The organism is Shinella yambaruensis (assembly GCF_050859155.1).
GTDB lineage: Bacteria > Pseudomonadota > Alphaproteobacteria > Rhizobiales > Rhizobiaceae > Shinella > Shinella yambaruensis.
Window position 1 is genome coordinate 278,860 of the sequence record NZ_CP150640.1, and the last position, 17,565, is coordinate 296,424.

Consider the following 17,565-nt stretch of genomic DNA (forward strand, 5'->3'; position numbering starts at 1 on the left):
CCTCTCGGGGAGACGGGCAACGTCACTGCACCACATCGGTTGACGGATGGGCGGCCCGACAAGAGAAGGGCTTGCGCGCGTCGCGGGGACGGGGCCAGTATCGTCCGGGCCGGCTGGGGAGGGTTCCATGGTGCGACGGTTCACTGCAGCGATCTTGTCCCTTATCCTCGCCATGGCCATTTCGGCCCAATCGAGCGTACCAAAAGGCTGGTTTCTGCATGAAGACCAGGCGCCGACGCTGACCCTAGCCTATTATGACCCCTCCTCCGGCGACGTGGTGTTCGCCGTGACCTGCACGCAAGGCTACACCGATGCCGTCATCGCCTTTTATCCCGAAACCGCTTCTCCCGGGAAGAAGGCCGTGCGCCTCACGCTTTCAAGCGGCGATAGCGTGCTTGTGATCGATGGAACCGCTCAGATACACAATGGCCGCTACGCGATCGATGGCCAAACGTCGATGGAGCAACGCCTTGTCGATCTGTTGCACAGTGGTTTCACGCTGGCCTCAGACGGACAAGAGATGCGGACATTCTCGACGACCGAGCAGGATGCCGTGCATGTCCGCAACCTCACCAAGGCATGCCAAGGCTAGCACAATTTTAGCAAACGTACGGCCTAGCCGGCATTCCCGACTGGCACCGCCTTGCCATTCGCGCGCAGCAGCGCCATGAGCATGGGGCCGAGCGAGAACTCGCCGCGCGCCGCTTTCCGTGTCAGGTCACGCAGATAGCCGCCGGGCGAACTGATATGCCCCGCCCTTTCGAGAATGCAGGCGATCGCGACGGCCGCGTTTTCGGGTCCCATGGTTTCGCAGGCCTCCTGATAGGCTGATGGGCTGACACCCAGCATCGAGCGGACGACCACGGCGGCCGCCATCAGGTCCCGCCAGCGGGAAATTGCCCCGTCCGGCCCGTACATCCCGATTTCAGGGCACGCCCGCAGCACCATGCTCAACGGGAATGCCCTTCCCGGTTCTGCTGGACGCTCCCGGTTGGAAACCGACGGTTCGCCCTGCTCTTTTTTAGAGCTAGGTTCAAGTTCATGGATGGAGTCGGATTTTGAATTCTGTATATGCTGACGGCATTCGACATCATTGGTGTCGGATTTTTTCGAAATAAGCTGATCTTCCAGCATGTTGACGATCTCATCGCGCAACAGGGCCAATTCGTCGAGGCATCCTTCCAGCTCGGTTGCCTGTTTTGCGAAACGCAGCCGGGCGACAGCCGCCACATAGTGATCCTCGATGAGGCTCCAGTCGCCGGCAGCCCCCTCCTCCATCGCCGCGGAGATCAGCTTGCGGATATCCCGGCGCGTGATGGAGATGCGTTCCCGGACGATCTTCTGGTGCCGGCGTTCCTCAGCCACCTGCTGGGCCATCCGTGCAAGCTCCTCCGAGCGCGCGAGCAAGGGCGCCAGGCTGAAGCCATAGGCGGTCTCGATCACGCCATCCCTGCCCTTTCGCGCGTAGCGCTTGCCATTGGGGCTGTCCTGGCGGTTGATGAGGCCCGCCTGAACGAGGAGCGACAGGTTCTCGCGAAGGGTCGTGCCGGCAATGCCGTTTGCCCGTGCCGAGAGCTGCGCGTTGGAAGGAAAGACGATCAGATTGGCGTCTTCCTTCAATTCCACCTCGGGATGGAACGATAAAAGCGCGCTGAGAACCGCTAGCGCCCGGTCGCGCAGGCCCATCAGGGAACGCGCATCGCAGGCGTCACGATAGATCTTCCACTTGTCGACGGACTTCCCGCGTTTGATATTGGCCGCCTCGAACTGGTTTTTCACCAGCGCAAGCGTCATCGGCCGCCGCCCAAAGGGCGTCGTCACATATCCACTCTGCATTTCCTTCACCTTCCAAAAGGCAAAAGAAATCCGCTCACCAAAAAGGGTGCCAAAAACTCTTGACTGTGATTCGTGGAAATGCGATTCTCGGAGTGCTTAGTTCTGAGAGAGGCTTCCACGTGGGCAACCGCTTGGGGGCCTTTTTCTTTTGCTGTTCAGTCTCCCTTGTTTTCCTCGTCCAGGAACTGCGCATAGAGCGCGTCCAGATTGCGCGAAAGAAAGTCACCGAAACGGGCGGCATTTTTCGCCTTCATCGACAGCGAAAAGACCTTGCCGCTGTTCTTGATCTCCGCCAGCACAGCCTTGTCCTGCGGCTCCCACTTGACCTTGGCTGAAGCGGGCTCGGCCTTCCGGACCGGGCGTGTGCTCTTGTTCAGCGCGGCATAGAGCGCCAGGAAGCGCTCGTCCGGCGCCAGCGCCTGAAAGTCGGCGTCACGGACGATGCCGCGCACCTTGTCATTGTTGGATGCCTTGCCGGCCAGGAGGGAAAGCTCGACCCAGCGTTCCCGCCCGATGCCCGGCGCCGCACCGATCGCGCGGATGACGTCGGCCGGGATGCGCTCCGTGACGGACATCATCTTGGAGATCGCTGCCGCATTGGCGGCCAGTGCCGAGGCAATGACCTCCCGGTCATACCCCAGATCCTCCAGGCGCCGCGCGAAGAGCGCCCGCTCGATGAAGGTCAGGTTGGCGCGCGCGGAGTTTTCCTGGCCCTGCGCGATGACGTGGGTGCGGTCGTCGATCGACTTGACGACCGCCTTGACCTTGCGGCCGAGCTCCCGGGCCGCCCGCAACCGCCGGTGACCGAAGACGACCTGGTAGCGCCCGGCCGCCGTGGCATGGGGCCGCACGAGGATCGGCGTGTCCTGGCCCCGTTCGCGGATTGCCTCGACGAGCTCTCGGAAATCGTCATTGTCCTGCGCCAGGCGATCCTGCACGAAGGAATCGTCGATCAGGTCCGGATCGAACTCGACGACCGCCTCCCCTTCGAGAAAGCGGTCCGCCTGCTTGGCAAGCTCGTCGAGCGAGCGGACAAGCGACTTGCCGGCGCCCCGCATGGGATAGGAAGCGGTGACGGTGCTGTCGTCGGTCAGGGCCGCCAGGCCTTCGAGGAGATTCTTTCTTGCCATCTTGTCAGTCCCGATAGGCCTCAGCCTATTGTTTTTCCTTCAATAAATACCGATTTTGTCAGCCGACAAATCAGCGACCCCACGAACGGTGGATAAGATCTGTGATTTCCTCATTGACGGCATCGAGCGATTCCAGCGCGCGGTCATAGGTTGCGCGATTCATGGTGGCGCGCTCGACCTCGTAGAGCGTCTGCTTGGTGATGCCGGCATCGGAGACGGCCGTGGACTTCACCATCTGGTTCTTCAGCATGAACTCGTGGAACATGGTCGACATGAAGCCGACCATCTGCGCCTGCGGCACATCCATCGGCTCGTAGCGGGTGATGAGGTAGCGGTACCAGGAAAGATTGACCTCGGCCCCGGCCGCGCGGATCGGCTTCAGAATGCCGCCCAGCATCAGCAGGAACTGGCCCATCGACATGACGTCCAGCATCTGCGGATGGATGGTGATGAGCACGCTGGTCGCGGCCGTCAGGGCCGTCAGCGTCAGGTAGCCGAGCTGCGGCGGGCAGTCGATCACCACGACATCGTACTTGTCGTCCACCTCGGCCAGCGCCCGCGAGATGCGGGTGAAGAAGGTCTTGCCCTCGTTCGACGATTTGTCCGCCATGGCAAGCGGCGTGTCGTATTCGTATTCCTGCAGGTCGAGATTGGCCGGAACGACATCGAGCCCGGGGAAATTGGTCGGCCGGATGATATCGGCGAGAGCCTTCTTCTCCCCATCATAGCGGATGGCATCGTAGATCGACGCCACCTGGTCGAGCTCCGGCTGAAAGCCGTGCAGGGAGGAGAGCGAGGCCTGCGGGTCGAGATCGACCGCCAGCACCCGATGCCCCGTCAGGGCGAGATATTGCGCCAGATGCGCCGCGGTCGTCGTCTTGCCGGAACCGCCCTTGAAGTTGACGACGGCAACCACCTGCAGCTTCTCGCCATTGCGGCGATGCGGCACATACATGCGGCTTTCCGAACGGCCGTGCTGGTCGAGATACTGGCGCAGCTCCAGCATCTGCCCGGCCGTATAGGAGCGGCGGCCGGAAGGCGAGGTCTGCGGGGAGGGGCCCTTGCCGTCGAGATGCAGTTTCTTCAAGGTGCTCTGCGAAACACCGACATAGTTCGCAACCTCGGCCAGCGAGAATGGTCGTAAGGTCTTCCTCGCATTCGGCGGGAATCGTTGCACGCTGAGCAGATGCAGCTTCTTCGAGATCAGATCGCCCTGTTCGAGGATCTGGTCCTCGAAATTCACGGGGTTGTGCACCGAAGCGCTGGGATTAGCGTTCATGAACGGTCATTCTCTCAGATAACGATTTTCAGCCGTAAAAGGCTACATAAGCGTGATTATGTGCGATTCTCTAGGGGGGGCAAGGTTTTTAAGGTTAACAACCTGCCAGCCGGCTGCCATGAAACGGCAGCGAGAAGCTAACACCTTGCCGCAGCTTTGCTTTTTCACCCAGCCGCAGGCGACCGCCTCGCGCCTTCCGATGCTTCGCGGCACCCTTGCGTCATGGTCGCGCCGGCGGCCGACGATCCGGGCGGCCGAATCGCGCTTCATCCTGCCATCCGCGTCGCATTCCGCCCATGCCTTGCGACAATGGAAGGCCCATCGACAGATTTGTCGGGATCAGGCCTTGTTGGAGACAGGGATTCGATGATGCATTCATGCGAAAACCCGCGGCAGGCGCGAGGCCTGCCGGGCGAAGCACGGACCGGTTCGAGGAGCCCGCGATACAATGAGCAAGTCCAACTACAAGGACATTGCCCGCCTTGCCGGGGTCGGCACCGCGACGGTGGAGCGGGTATTGAACGGGCGTGGCGGCGTGCGCCCCGAACTGACCGAGAAGGTGGTGATCGCCGCCCGCAGCCTCAACTATCCCCGCACGCTGCCCGATGCGCATCGCGGCTTGCTGCGCATCGAAGTCCTGATGGTCCGTCCCGAGACGACGTTCTACCGGCGCCTGTCCAAGGCGTTCGAGCGCATCGCCGCGACACTGGATCCCTTGGTCGTGGTGCATCGCAGCTTTACCGAGGAGATGAACCCGGAGCAGATCGCGCGCCATATCCGCTCGATCGACCTGCCGCGGGCGGGCCTCATCCTCGCCGTGCCCAACAGCCCGCTCATCAAGGCGGCGGTGGAGGCGGTGGCGGCCCAGGGGGTGCCCGTCGTGCATGTCGTCACCCGCGCCTCGGAAAAGACCGGCGCGTTCGTCGGCATCGACAACCAGGCCGCCGGGCGGACGGCCGCCTGGTTCATCGCCCGCATGGCCCGGGCAGACGGCCCCGTCGTCGCCCTCTGCCATCCGATCTACCAGGTGCACCGCGACCGCATCCGCGGCTTTTCCGATTATTTCGCCGCCCATCCCGGCCCGATCGCCTTCGAATGGCTCGGCTTCACCCGGGACGAGGAGCATTTCAGCGCGGAGACCCTTGCCATCGCGCTGGAGAAATATCCCGGTCTCGTCGGCCTCTACAATGCCGGAGGGGCCAATTCCGCGCTGATCAGCGTTCTGCGTCGCCATCCACGGGGCAGGGACATCCTGTTCGTCGGGCACGAGCTGACCGACTATACCCGCGCGGCGCTCAGCGAGGGCATCATGGATGTCGTTCTCGACCAGGCGCCGGAAGCACAGGCCCAGCGCGCGCTCGATCTCGTCCTGCGCCGCATCGGCCTGACGGATGTCGAACCAGACCCGAGCCCCATCCGCTTCATCACCATCACCGCCGAGGGCCTCTGATCTGATTTGATCAAGGAACCCTTCGGCATTCCGGCGAGCTCTTGATAATTTCCAAGTCGGGAGGAAAGCCGGCAAGGCGCAACGCGGCGAGCGGCGCGGCATGCGCTCCTTCCAACAGGGAAATTCCGCGGGTGCCGATGCACCCGCACGTCCGAGGGAGAGCGCAATGGACGATCTGCAATACGGAACGCGCAACAAGCGCGGGGACTGGGCGCCGAACCAGCCGGTGGAAACCGCGCCGCTGTTTACCTTTCCGCCCCGCTTCCTGGCGATCCTCAAGTGGTTGCCGCACTATTTCTTTCCGTGGAACGCCATCTTCGCGGCCTCTGCCGTCGCCTACTGGGCCTGGGTGACCCCGCCGGTCGAGACGATGCAGACCCTCGGCATCGGCTGGGCCGCCTGGCTCTATGCGGTGAATGCGGTTTGCGTTCTTCTCTTCTACGGCGCCTTCGAACTGCATCTCTATGTGCTGAAGCGGCAGGAAAACCGCTTCAAGTACAACGGAAAATTCCCCGCCGACCAGAAGAACAAGGCCTTCTGGTTCGAGAGCCAGAACCTCGACAACATCCTGCGCACGTTCCTTTCGGGCGTCACCATCTGGACGGCGATCGAGGTCGCCATGCTCTGGGCCTATGCCAATGGCTATGCGCCCTGGCTGAGCTTTGCCGAAAATCCGTGGACGCTGGCACTCGTCGCCCTTGTGGTGCCGATCATCCACGAGTTCCACTTCTTCTGCATCCACCGGCTCATCCATACGCCGTTCCTCTACAAGTGGGTGCATTCGGTCCACCACAATTCGGTGAACCCGTCGCCCTGGTCGTCGCTGTCGATGCATCCGGTCGAGCACCTGCTCTATCTCGGCACCGCTTTCTACCACCTGATCCTGCCGTCGAACCCCGTCCTGATGCTCTACCAGCTCCACTATGCCGGCTTCGGCGCCATTCCCGGCCATGTCGGCTTCGACAAGGTGGAGGTCGGCGAGGAGACGCTGGTCGACAGCCACGCCTATGCGCACTACCTGCACCACAAATATTTCGAGGTGAACTACGGCGACGCCCTGATCCCGCTCGATAAATGGTTCGGCACCTGGCACGACGGCTCGGCGGAAGGCGAGGCCCGCATGCAGGAGCGCTACCGCAGGCGCAAGGAAAAGCTCGCCGCCCGCAAGGCCCGCGCTGAAGTCCAGGGAGCCGCCGAATGACCTGGGTTCAAGCCTGCAAGCTCACCGATATCGAACAGGAAGGCGCCATCCGCTTCGATCATGGCGGCCGCACCTACGCGATCTACCGCGCGCCGGACGACAGCGTCTATTGCACCGCTGGCCTGTGCACCCACGAGGCGATCCATCTTGCCGAAGGGCTGGTCATGGATTTCGAGGTGGAATGTCCCAAGCATTCCGGCGCCTTCGACTATCGCACCGGCGAGGCCCTGCGCCTGCCGGCCTGCGAGAACCTGAAAACCTATCCCGCCGAGGTGATCGACGGAGAGGTTCGCGTCGCCCTCGGCTAGGGCGGCGTGCCGACAAGCGGGCCCGTCGGGCCTCCGGAGTGCGAGCGGGTGGACCGGCACCCACATTGGGAGGATACCATGAAATCCATGTGCCTGGCGGCCGCTCTGGCCGCCTTGATGGGAAGTGCTGCCGCAGCCGAGACGATCGGCGTCTCGATGCAGAGTTTCGACAACAATTTCCAGACCCTCTTGCGCGAGGGGATCGGCGCGCGGGCCGCCGAGATCAATGGCGTCAATGTCCAGATCGAGGACGCCCAGACCGACATTTCCAAGCAGCTCAACCAGGTGAACAACTTCATCGCCGCAGGGGTGGACGCGATCATCATGACGCTGACGGACACCTCCGCCGCTCCCGGCATCAGCGAGGCGGCCGAAAAAGCCGGCATCCCGCTCGTCTATCTCAATCTCGAGCCCGACAATGTCGGCGCGCTGCCGCAAAAGCAGGCCTATGTCGGATCCAAGGAGACCGATTCCGGCGAACTTGGCGCGGAAGCCGCCTGTTCCCTGCTGAAGGAAAAGGGCAAGGCGAGCGATGCGCAGGTCTACATCCTGATGGGCGACCTTGCCCACCAGGCCTCGCGCGACCGTACCTCCTCGTTCAAGGACGCGCTGGCCGCCAGCGACTGCAAGGGCGTCACCATAGCCGACGAACAGTCCGGCGCCTGGACGCGCACCAATGCCATGGACCTGACGACCAACTGGATCACCGCCGGTCGGCCCATCGACGTGGTCTTCGCCAACAATGACGAAATGGCGATCGGCGCGATCCAGGCCCTCAAGGCAGCGGGCGTCTCCATGGACGACGTGATCGTCATCGGCATCGACGCGACGCAGGACGGCCTTGCCGCCATGGCGGCGGGCGACCTCGACGCGACCGTGTTCCAGAATGCCAAGGGCCAGTCGGCAAGCGCGGTGGATACCGCGGTGGCGCTGGTGCGCGGCGAGGCGATCGAAAAGCAGGTCTGGGTGCCCTTCGAGCTCGTCACGCCGAAGAACATGGCTGACTACGCCAGCCGGAACTGATCCTCCCCGACCGGCGCCCCGCGCCGGTCCCTTTCCACGGAGACCAGCATGGACGATATCGTCATCATCGGGGCGGGCGAGGCCGGCACCCGCGCAGCCTTTGCCACCCGCGAAGCCGGATTTTCCGGCGCCGTCACGCTGATCGGCACGGAGCCGCACCTGCCCTATGAGCGTCCGCCGCTCTCCAAACCGCTGGACGGAGCCGTGCAGATGAAGGCGATCTGCACGGCCGGGGCACTGGAAGCCGCCGGCATTGTCTATCACCAGGGCCTCGCCGCCATCCGCATCGACGCCGCCCGCCGCAGCATAGCCCTCAGCGACGGCCGGATATTGTCCTATGGCAAACTCCTGCTTGCCACCGGCGCCCAGCCCCGCCGGCTGGCATGCCCCGGCGCCGAGCGCGCGCTCGACTTCCGCACCTATCGCGATGCCGCGGCCCTCTTTTCCCGCGCTGAAACCGGCAGGCCTGTCGCCATCATCGGCGGCGGGCTGATCGGCATGGAGCTTGCCGCGGTGCTGCGGGGCAAGGGCATTGCCGTCAGCATCATCGAGGCAGCGCCCAGGCCGCTGGGACGGGCGGTTCCGCCACGCTTTGCCGAAAGGCTGCATGCCCGGCACCGGGAGGAGGGCGTGCATTTTCATCTCGGTCTCGGCATTGCCGAAATCACCCCCGATGCCGTCATGCTTGCCGATGGCAGCCGCGTTCCCGCCGGCACCGTCATCTCGGCCATCGGCGTTCTGCCCGATATTGCGCTTGCCGAGAGGGCAGGGCTCGCAACGGCGAACGGCATCCTCACCGACAGCTTCCTGCGCACGAGCGACCCGCATATCTTCGCCGCCGGCGACTGTGCCGCCGTCTCCCAACCGGGCGGCGGCGCCATGCGGTTCGAGAGCTGGCGCAATGCGCGCAGCCAGGCCGAGACGGCCGCGCGGAACATGACCGGCGCCCACGAGGCCTTTGCCGCCACGCCCTGGTTCTGGTCCGATCAATACGATCTCGGCCTGCAGGTGGCAGGCCTGCCCCAACCGGGGCACCAGAGCATCCTGCGACCGGTTGCCGGGGGCGAACTGGAATTCTACCTTGCGGGCGGTCGCCTCGTGGCGGCAGCCGGCCTCGGCGCCGGCAACGCGGTGGCGAGGGACATCAAGCTGGCCGAGATGCTGATTGCCGCCGGCATCCGTCCCGATCTCCCGGCGCTTGCCGATCCGGCCGTCAACCTCAAGGCGCTTCTCAAGAGCGCCCGGGCCGCCTGATGCAGACGCTGCTCGTCTTCCAGTCGCTCTGGGCCATGGAGCGCCGCCATACGGATGGTCATGAGCGCAGCCTTGCGGAAAACATCGAGATGATCGCAAGGGCAGGGTTCGACGGTGTCAGCGCGCACTATACCAACCGCGCCGATGTCACCCGCCTTAACGAGACACTAAGCGGCACCGGCCTGAAGATCGAAGGCGTCTGCTTCCCCCGCAGCGTAGACGACCTGCGCCTGCCGCTGGAGCTGGCCGCCGAATTCCCGGTCAGCCATATCAACCTGCAACCCGATGTCCGCCCACGCCGGATCGAGGATTGCCTGCCGCTTCTCGACGGATGGATGGAGCTTGCCGAAAAGGCAGGCGTTCCCGTCTATATCGAGACGCATCGCGACCGGATGACCACGGACCTCTACTTCACGCTCGATCTCCTCGACCGGCGGCCCGACCTACCGCTTCTCGCCGACCTCTCGCATTTCCTGGTCGGCCGGGAGTTCGCCTTTCCGGTCTCGCAGGAGAACCATGCGCTGATCCGGCGCATCCTCAACAATGCCCAGGCCTTCCACGGCCGTGTCGCCTCGCGCGAGCAGGTGCAGATCGAAATCTCCTTCCCGCATCACCGCCCCTGGGTCGATCTCTTCCGCGCGTGGTGGGACTACGGCTTCCGCGACTGGCGCTCCCGCGCAGCCGAGAACGCCACGCTGGTCTTCACCTGCGAGCTGGGGCCGAAACCCTATGCGATCACCGGTCGGGACGGCAACGACACGACGGACCGGTGGGAGGAGGCGCTTCAGCTCCGCCGGATGGCGCTCGATCTCTGGGCTACCAGCGCCGTGCCCGCTCGGGATGGTTAACGAACGCTTACCTACTGGTCCACCGAAAGGAGCAGTGCCGCAGGGGACTTGGCGAAGAGGAGGGAAAGCGGGAGATCCTGGCCGAGCGTGAAAGTATCTCCATCGAGAACGGAGCGCACGACGCGGCCAACCAGGCGAGAGGGGAGGGCAGCGGCCATCTCGCGCAGGGCTGTATCCTGCAACAGCAGAGTGCCGGGCGTCACCTTTCCAAAGGTGAGCCGGGGAACGGCGACGATCGCGAAGGCCTGCTGCGTGCCGCGCAGGAAGGCAAGCGCGCCACCGTCGCCGCCGGAAACGGCGAGGGGCTGGTAGGGACCCGAGAAGGGGAGGGGGCTCTTCCGTCTTGCCGCCAGCACGGTCGCCGTGAGCCATTGCTTGTAGAGGGGAAAGGCCGTACCGGCGGGTTCGAGCCTTTCGGGGATCGCCACTCCGTCGGCATCCAGCATCGCCCGGTTGTCGGGATCGACGAGGGAGAAATCGCAGTGCTCGCTGCCCTGGTAGAGATCGGGAATCCCCGGCGCCGTCAGCTTGATCATCGCCTGGCTGAGGGCATTCACCCGGCCGGCATCGATGAAGGGAGCAAGTGTCGCGTCGAAATCCCGCAGGAAGGCATCGTGCTGCATCAAACCATCGACGAAATCACCGACCATCCGTTCGTATTCGGCATCGGGTTCTGTCCAGCTCGTGGCGCGTTTCGCCTCGCGCAGGGCCTTGGTGGCGTAGAGCCTCATCCGCTCCCCCAGCATCCGCAGTACGGCGGGGTCGTCAGGAGCACCGGACGGCCAGATGCCGGCGAGCGACTGGTAGATGAGCCATTCCACCTCCGGTTCCGGCACGCTTCGCCCACCGGACGCATGGCGCAGGGATGCATTGAGCCCGCTCCACCGCCGTGTCGCGGCAATCCAGGCATCCGGCGCCTCGGTCAGCGTGTAGAGCCGGGCACGGGCGTCCTCGCCCCGTTTCGTATCATGGGTGGAGCTTGCCGACAGGCCGTTCGGCATGGCTTCCGCCCGGTTCGCCATGAAGGCATCGAATGCCGGCACGCCGCCAGCTGCGGTGCCGGGGTCGCCGCCGACCTCGTTGAGGGCGATAACGGCATTTTCCCGGTAGAACAGGGTGTCCTCCACCGCCTTTGCCATGATCGGGCCGCTGAGCTGCTGGAAACGTCGCCGGAATTCGGCGCGGGGTCCTGCTTCGGCGGGAACCGGATCGTCGATCAGAAGCGCGGCCACGAAATCGATCGCAGGACGAAGCGTGGCCTTCTGCGCGGCTTCGATCGCATTCTTGCGCACCGCATGCACCAAGGCGCGGTCGCCTTCGGGCACGACAGTCTCCGTCGTATAGGTACGGTAGACGGGGAGCGCGATGATGAAGACACGGATCGCCTCCGCCAGGATCGCGCGGTCGAAACCCAGCCCGCCCGCATCGGCGATCGTCTTCGCAAGCCTTGCGACGCCCGCCACTTCGCCCGCGAAATTCTCCGTCAGCATCTGCTGTTTGGCGCTCCGCCTCTCCTCGGAGTAGGCGTGCTGCCGGTCCGGCGGTTTCAACGCGGCGAAAGCCTGTTGCAAGCGCTTCTGCCCCCGTTCGTCGACAAGGGCGTCCGCCAGCGCCCCGATGAATTCGTAGCCGGTCGTGCCCTGGACGGGCCAATCCGCCGGGAAGGGCTCGTTCCTCTCAAGAATCTTTTCGGTGACGATATAGGGGGCAAAGCCGACGGCGGCCCGCAGAAGCTCGAGATAGCCGAGAGGATCGGCAAGCCCGTCGATATGGTCGATCCTGAGCCCGTCCACGATCCCCTCGCGCACGAGGTCGACGATCAGGCGGTGGCTGTCTTCGAAAACGCGGGCATCCTCCACGCGCAGGCCCACCAGGCCGGCGATCTCGAAGAATCGACGATAGGTCAGGTGCCGGCCGGCGGTCTTCCAGTCGGTCAGCTGCCAGGGCTGGGCATCGTGGATTGCACGAAGCCGGGCAGTATCCCGCGATATCGCCTCCAATCCTTCGGTGATCACCTCCCGATTGCCCGGGACAGCAAGCACGCCGGACAGACGGTGCAGGTTTTCCGTCTCATCTCCGGGATGGAGGACGGCACCGGCCGCACGCAGATCCGCAAGGGCCGGCGGCCCCGCATCGGCCAGGACCAGCGGATAGCTGCGCGGATGAAGTGGATAGAAGGTCTCGTGATAGCGAAGCGCCAGCAGCCCGTCGCGCGGGTCGAGCGCGAGGCTCATCGCCCCGCTTGCCAGCTCCGCGTCAAAACCATCACCGAGGAAGGGAAGCGTCAGGCGCTCGGACCAGTCGATATCGAAGTACCGGGCGAAGGGGCTTTCCGCGCCCCATGTCACGACATTCCGCCACCAGGGATTTTCCAGATGGGCAGCCATGTGGTTGGGCACGATGTCGAGGATGAGCCCCATGCCGCGGGCACGGAGATCGACAGACAGGCGCCGCAAGCCATCGAGCCCGCCAAGGCCGGGGTCGATTTCGTTTGCATCGGTGATGTCGTAGCCGTGGGTCGATCCACCGACCGCGGTCATGACGGGAGAGGCATAGAGATGGCTTATGCCGAGCGCCTCGAGATAGGGCACGAGATCGCATGCCCGGGCAAAATCCATGCCGTTGCGGAACTGGAGGCGATAGGTCGAGCGGATCGGGATCAAGGCACTGCCTCGCTGGCCGGCGGCACGAAGAGGTCAAGTCCGGCGGCGCTTGAAATCCGATTGCGAAACGACCCCGGCCAGCCGGTTCTGCCGGTCGAGCACGGCGAGGCGGCGCAGATGCAGCGACTGCATGTTGGCCAGCACGCCCTCCGGCTCCTCATCCTCGAAACAATAGGTGATGTTGGTCGTCATGACGTCGCCGACCTTCGTCGTTTCCGCGTTGAGCCCCGGCGCGACGGCCCGCAGGATGATGTCGCGATCGGTGAGGGTGCCGACCAGGCCGCTTGCGTCGGCCACGGGCAGGAAGGCTATATCCCATTCCGCCATCAGGCTTGCGGCGTATTGAAGGGTCTCTTCGGGCCGGACGAGATGGACATTGCGGGTCATGATGTCGCCGATGGGCATGGGGACCTCTTGCTGAGCGCTTTCGCTAGGAACCGGCGAGCGCGACTTTGGTTCCAATGGGCGCGCTCGCGGCGTGATCGACGGTGACGATAATCCCCGGGCCGGCCGCGGTTTCCGCCGCCAGTTCGAAGATCGCATCTCCCCCGGCCGCCGGCCAAGACTTGCGTTCCCCGGTCAGGTTTGCCCGCAGGCAAAGCGTGGCGGCAGGAAAACGCCAGTCGATGGCAAGAACGCCGTTCTCGGCGGGCAGGATATGCGGGGTGGCCTCTGCCGAGAGCAGCGGCGCGACATGCGTCTGCCGAAGCCGGATCAGCGCGCGCACGAAGTCGATGCGCCGCCGGCCACCGGGCGAGGTCGCGCGGGACCAGTCGAGCTTCGAGCGCTGCAGGGTCTCCTCGGCATTCGGATCGGGAAGGTCTTCCACGGTCTGGCCCGCCTCCAGCCCACCGAACTTCTCCGCCTCCTTCTTGCGCCCCTGCCGCACGGCCCTGGCCAAGTCGCCGGTAAAATCGGCGAAGAAGAGGAAAGGCCGCTCCTCGCCATACTCCTCTCCCATGAAGAGCAGGGGCACCGGCGGAGCGAGCAGCAGCAACACCGTCATGACGTCGAGCAGCGCCGGATCGGCAAGCCGCGCGAGCCGGTCGCCAAAGGCCCGGTTGCCGACCTGGTCATGGTTCTGCAGGAAGTTGACATTGACCTGCGGCGGCAGGCGATCCTGCGGCGCCGGCCCCACCCGGTCCCGGCTGCGATCCGCATGCACGAACCCCTTGGCCGCCGCCTCGCGCAGGAGCGCATAGGTGTCCTGCGCAAAGGGCGCGTAGTGTCCCTGCCGCTCCCCGGTCGCGACGACATGCAGGGCATGGTGGAACTCGTCGTTCCAGCCGGCCGTGTAGTGGCGCACCACGCCATCGTCGCGGTTCAGAAGGCTCTTGCGGCTCAACTGGTCCTCGACGACGAGGTGGACCTGCCGATCCGGGACAGCCTGCCGGATCGTTTCCGCCATTTCGATGAGGACGTGCCGCTCGCTTTCGTCATGGATCTCCTCGGTCGCATCGAGGCGCAGGCCATCGAACCGGTAGCCGACGATCCAGTGCAACGCGTTGTCGATGAAATAGCGACGCACCACCTCGCGCTCGAAGGCGAGCGCCGCGCCCCAGGGCGTATGGCGTTCGGGATGGAAGAAGGGCGGGGCTATGCGCGGCAGGACGTTCCCGACCGGACCGAAATGATTGTAGACGACATCGAGCAGGACCATGATCCCATGGCCATGCGCGGCATCGATCAGCGCCTTCAGGTCGTCGGGCGTGCCATAGGCATTGTGCGGCGCATAATGCAGCACGCCGTCATAACCCCAGCCGCGTTGCCCTGCGAAATGCGCGACGGGCATGATCTCGATGGTGGTTATGCCGACATCGCGCAGGTGCGGAAGCCGCTTGATGGCGGCACGGAAGGTGCCCTCCGGCGTGAAGGCGCCGACATGCAATTCGTAGAGAACCGCCTCCTCCCATGGGCGCCCCTTCCAGCGGGGATGCTGCCAGGCATAGCCGGCATGGTCGATAAGGACGGAGGGGCCTTCGACATCCTTCTCCTGCGCATGCGCGGCAGGATCGGGGATCACGAGGCCATCGGAAAGCCGGAAGGAATAGCTGTCGCCCGGACGCGCAAGGTCCGTCTCGACCGCGTACCAGCCGTCGCCGGCCGGGCGCATGGCGATCTTGTTGCGTCCGACAAGCAGCGTGACCCCGTCTTCGGCGGGCGCCCAGAGGCGGAATTGCACCCGCCCGTCCTCAAGGAGGGCCGGCCCCCAGCATCTCGGCGTCAACGATGCCTGCGTCATGCGGATCCTCTTGCTGAACACGGGGAAGGGAACCGGGCAGCGGTGAAAATGTTCCGGAACAAATCCCGTCTTTTCGCGTTGCACCATCGCTCTCCTCGCACCGGACCGGCGCTCTCCGTTCCTCCCGGCGAAACCCGTCGCGGGCCACGATGAGAACTTGCGGCGGCGGCACGGGATTTTCGGCCCGTCTGCCTGTTGCTTCAGGGGAGCACCTGCTCGACCGAAGGGGACGCATCGCATGAGCTATTCATTTTCCGAACTCGACTTCATGAAGCCGGAGCTCGGCGCCGAATTCACCGGCGAGGGCACGCATTTCGCCGTCTTTTCCGCCCATGCCGAGCAGATGGAACTCTGCCTGTTCTCCGACGACGGCAAGGAGGAGACCGACCGGTTGCCGCTGCCCAAGCGCGAGGGCGACATCTGGTCCGGCTATATCGCCGGCCTGAAGCCCGGCACCGTCTACGGCTACCGGGCGCAAGGCCCCTACGACCCGAAGAACGGCCACCGCTTCAATCCCAACAAGCTGCTCCTCGATCCCTATGCCAAGGAAATCGTCGGTGAGATCGCCTGGGACGACGCCCTCTACGGCTACAGCATCGGCGATCCGGCCGGCGACCTCTCCTTCGACGAGCGGGACAGCGCACCCTTCATGGTCAAGGGCGTGGTGCAGGATCCGGACTTCGACTGGGCGGGGGATGCCGCCATCCGCCGGCCATGGACCGAAACGATCATCTACGAGGCGCATGTGCGCGGCATGACGATGAGCCATCCCGGCGTACCGGAAGAGCTGCGCGGCACCTTCATGGGCATGGCGAGCGATCCGATCATCGAGCATCTCGTCGATCTCGGCATTTCCGCCATCGAACTCCTGCCGATCCAGTATTTTCCCGACGACCGCTATCTCGTGGAAAAGGGGCTGCGCAATTATTGGGGCTACCAGACGCTCGGTTTCTTCGCGCCGCAGCCGCGCTTCCTCTCCGGCCGTGCCATCACCGAGTTCAAGACCATGGTCAAACGCTTCCATGCCGCCGGCATCGAGGTCATCATGGACGTCGTCTACAACCATACGGCCGAAGGCTCCGAACGCGGCCCGACCCTGAGCTTCCGCGGGCTCGACAATCTCAGCTACTACCGGCTGTCGCCGGGCGACCTGCGCCATACCTATGATACGACCGGCACCGGAAACACACTCAACATCGCCCATCCCATGGTGCTGCGCATGGTGCTCGACAGCCTGCGCTACTGGGTCGGCGTCATGCATGTCGACGGCTTCCGCTTCGACCTTGCCAGCACCCTCGGGCGCACGCGGCACATCGAATTCGACCGCGAAGGCACGTTCTTCGATGCGATCCGGCAGGACCCGATCCTTTCCGGCGTGAAGCTGATCGCCGAGCCTTGGGACGTCGGCGACGGCGGCTACCAGGTCGGCGGCTTCCCGCACCCCTTCCGCGAATGGAACGACAAGTACCGCGACGACGTGCGCCGCTTCTGGAAGGGCGATGGCGGCCTCGTTTCGGGGCTTGCGACACGGCTCACCGGCTCGGCACCGCAGTTCAACCATTCCGATCGCGGCGCCACCTCGTCGGTCAACCTGATCAGCGCCCATGACGGCTTCACGCTCATGGACACCGTCTCCTATGACGGCAAGCACAACGAGGCGAACGGCGAGGACAACCGCGACGGCCATTCCGACAACCATTCGCACAATATGGGTGTCGAAGGCCCGGCGGAGGACCCGGCCATCCGCTCGGCACGCGATCGCCGCCGGCGCAACATGATCGCGACCCTGCTGCTCAGCCAGGGCGTGCCGATGCTGCTCGGCGGCGACGAACTCGGCAACAGCCAGAACGGCAACAACAATGCCTATTGCCAGGACAACGAGACGGGCTGGACCGGCTGGGACGGCCTCGATGATCCGTTCCTCAATTTCTGCAAGGGCGCCATCGCCTTCCGCAAGCGCCATCCGGCGCTCCGGCAGGAACGGTTCCTGACGGGCGAGGCAGGCGAGGACGGCACCGTCGAGATCGCCTGGTACGGACCCGACGGCGCTCTCATGACCGACGCCGCCTGGAAGGACGGAAATCTGCGCACCCTCGGCCTCTTTCTCGCAAAGCCGGCCAACGGGGAAGGGGCGGACCAGCTCTTCATGGTCTTCAACGCGGGCGGGGACTGCACGGTGGCGCTGCCCGCGGCGAACGGCATCACGGCATGGAAACGGGTGCTCGACACGGGATCTGACGACGATGCTTTTGCCGAATATCCCGCCGACGGCTCCGTCATGGTCTCCGGCGCAAGCATTGCCGCCTTCGAACCGGCAGGCTGACGATCGAC

Annotated in this window: 14 protein-coding genes; 8 read left to right on the plus strand and 6 right to left on the minus strand. The window is 64.5% G+C overall.

The annotated features are described in order from the left end of the window. Positions 1-127 precede the first annotated feature (127 nt). Positions 128-592, plus strand: a complete 465-nt coding sequence (locus tag WMC41_RS27170) for a hypothetical protein (protein ID WP_432349421.1) — start codon at positions 128-130, stop codon at positions 590-592. 23 nt (positions 593-615) lie between these two features. On the opposite strand, the gene repC is transcribed toward WMC41_RS27170, so the two are convergent. The 3 genes from repC to repA all read right to left on the minus strand — a co-directional run bounded on the left by repC (position 616) and on the right by repA (position 4,245). Further along, the gene (gene repC, locus WMC41_RS27175) at positions 616-1,836 is read right to left on the minus strand and encodes a plasmid replication protein RepC (RefSeq protein ID WP_432349422.1); all 1,221 of its coding nucleotides are present in this window, start codon (positions 1,834-1,836) and stop codon (positions 616-618) included. Between the two features lie 155 nt (positions 1,837-1,991). Then, on the minus strand, positions 1,992-2,966 hold the full coding sequence (gene repB, locus WMC41_RS27180; RefSeq protein WP_432349423.1) for a plasmid partitioning protein RepB: 975 nt from the start codon (positions 2,964-2,966) through the stop codon (positions 1,992-1,994). A 70-nt stretch (positions 2,967-3,036) separates the two neighbouring features. Next, complete coding sequence (repA, locus tag WMC41_RS27185) at positions 3,037-4,245, minus strand: plasmid partitioning protein RepA (RefSeq protein ID WP_432349424.1); 1,209 nt, start codon at positions 4,243-4,245, stop codon at positions 3,037-3,039. Between the two features lie 448 nt (positions 4,246-4,693). On the opposite strand from repA, the gene WMC41_RS27190 reads away from it, so the two are divergent. The 6 genes from WMC41_RS27190 to WMC41_RS27215 all read left to right on the plus strand — a co-directional run bounded on the left by WMC41_RS27190 (position 4,694) and on the right by WMC41_RS27215 (position 10,329). Further along, on the plus strand, positions 4,694-5,695 hold the full coding sequence (locus WMC41_RS27190) for a LacI family DNA-binding transcriptional regulator (protein ID WP_432349425.1): 1,002 nt from the start codon (positions 4,694-4,696) through the stop codon (positions 5,693-5,695). Positions 5,696-5,861: 166 nt separating this feature from the next. Next, positions 5,862-6,896, plus strand: coding sequence for a sterol desaturase family protein (locus WMC41_RS27195; protein WP_432349426.1), 1,035 nt, complete (start codon positions 5,862-5,864; stop codon positions 6,894-6,896). Next, a complete protein-coding gene (locus WMC41_RS27200; RefSeq protein ID WP_064333906.1) occupies positions 6,893-7,204 on the plus strand; it encodes a MocE family 2Fe-2S type ferredoxin in 312 nt (103 codons plus the stop codon). The genes WMC41_RS27195 and WMC41_RS27200 overlap by 4 nt, the downstream gene beginning before the upstream one ends. A gap of 78 nt (positions 7,205-7,282) precedes the next feature. Beyond that, complete coding sequence (locus WMC41_RS27205) at positions 7,283-8,227, plus strand: substrate-binding domain-containing protein (RefSeq protein WP_272808269.1); 945 nt, start codon at positions 7,283-7,285, stop codon at positions 8,225-8,227. Between the two features lie 48 nt (positions 8,228-8,275). After that, positions 8,276-9,481: an NAD(P)/FAD-dependent oxidoreductase gene (locus WMC41_RS27210; protein WP_432349427.1), complete on the plus strand. Its 1,206-nt coding sequence runs from the start codon at positions 8,276-8,278 to the stop codon at positions 9,479-9,481. Then, positions 9,481-10,329, plus strand: coding sequence for a sugar phosphate isomerase/epimerase family protein (locus tag WMC41_RS27215; protein ID WP_432349428.1), 849 nt, complete (start codon positions 9,481-9,483; stop codon positions 10,327-10,329). The genes WMC41_RS27210 and WMC41_RS27215 overlap by 1 nt, the downstream gene beginning before the upstream one ends. Before the next feature lie 11 nt (positions 10,330-10,340). Here the strand turns inward: WMC41_RS27215 and treY are convergent, their stop codons facing one another. The 3 genes from treY to treZ are packed head-to-tail and all read right to left on the minus strand — an operon-like array spanning position 10,341 to position 15,234. After that, positions 10,341-12,992 (minus strand): malto-oligosyltrehalose synthase, encoded by a 2,652-nt coding sequence (gene treY, locus WMC41_RS27220; RefSeq protein WP_432349429.1) that lies wholly within the window; start codon positions 12,990-12,992, stop codon positions 10,341-10,343. 33 nt (positions 12,993-13,025) lie between these two features. Next, positions 13,026-13,397 (minus strand): CBS domain-containing protein, encoded by a 372-nt coding sequence (locus tag WMC41_RS27225; RefSeq protein ID WP_244770681.1) that lies wholly within the window; start codon positions 13,395-13,397, stop codon positions 13,026-13,028. 25 nt (positions 13,398-13,422) lie between these two features. Next, a complete protein-coding gene (treZ, locus tag WMC41_RS27230) occupies positions 13,423-15,234 on the minus strand; it encodes a malto-oligosyltrehalose trehalohydrolase (RefSeq protein WP_432349430.1) in 1,812 nt (603 codons plus the stop codon). 238 nt (positions 15,235-15,472) lie between these two features. Here treZ and glgX point away from each other — a divergent pair, with 238 nt between their 5' ends. Next, entirely contained in the window at positions 15,473-17,557 is a 2,085-nt protein-coding gene (gene glgX / locus WMC41_RS27235) for a glycogen debranching protein GlgX (protein ID WP_432349431.1), read from the plus strand. Positions 17,558-17,565: the final 8 nt, after the last annotated feature.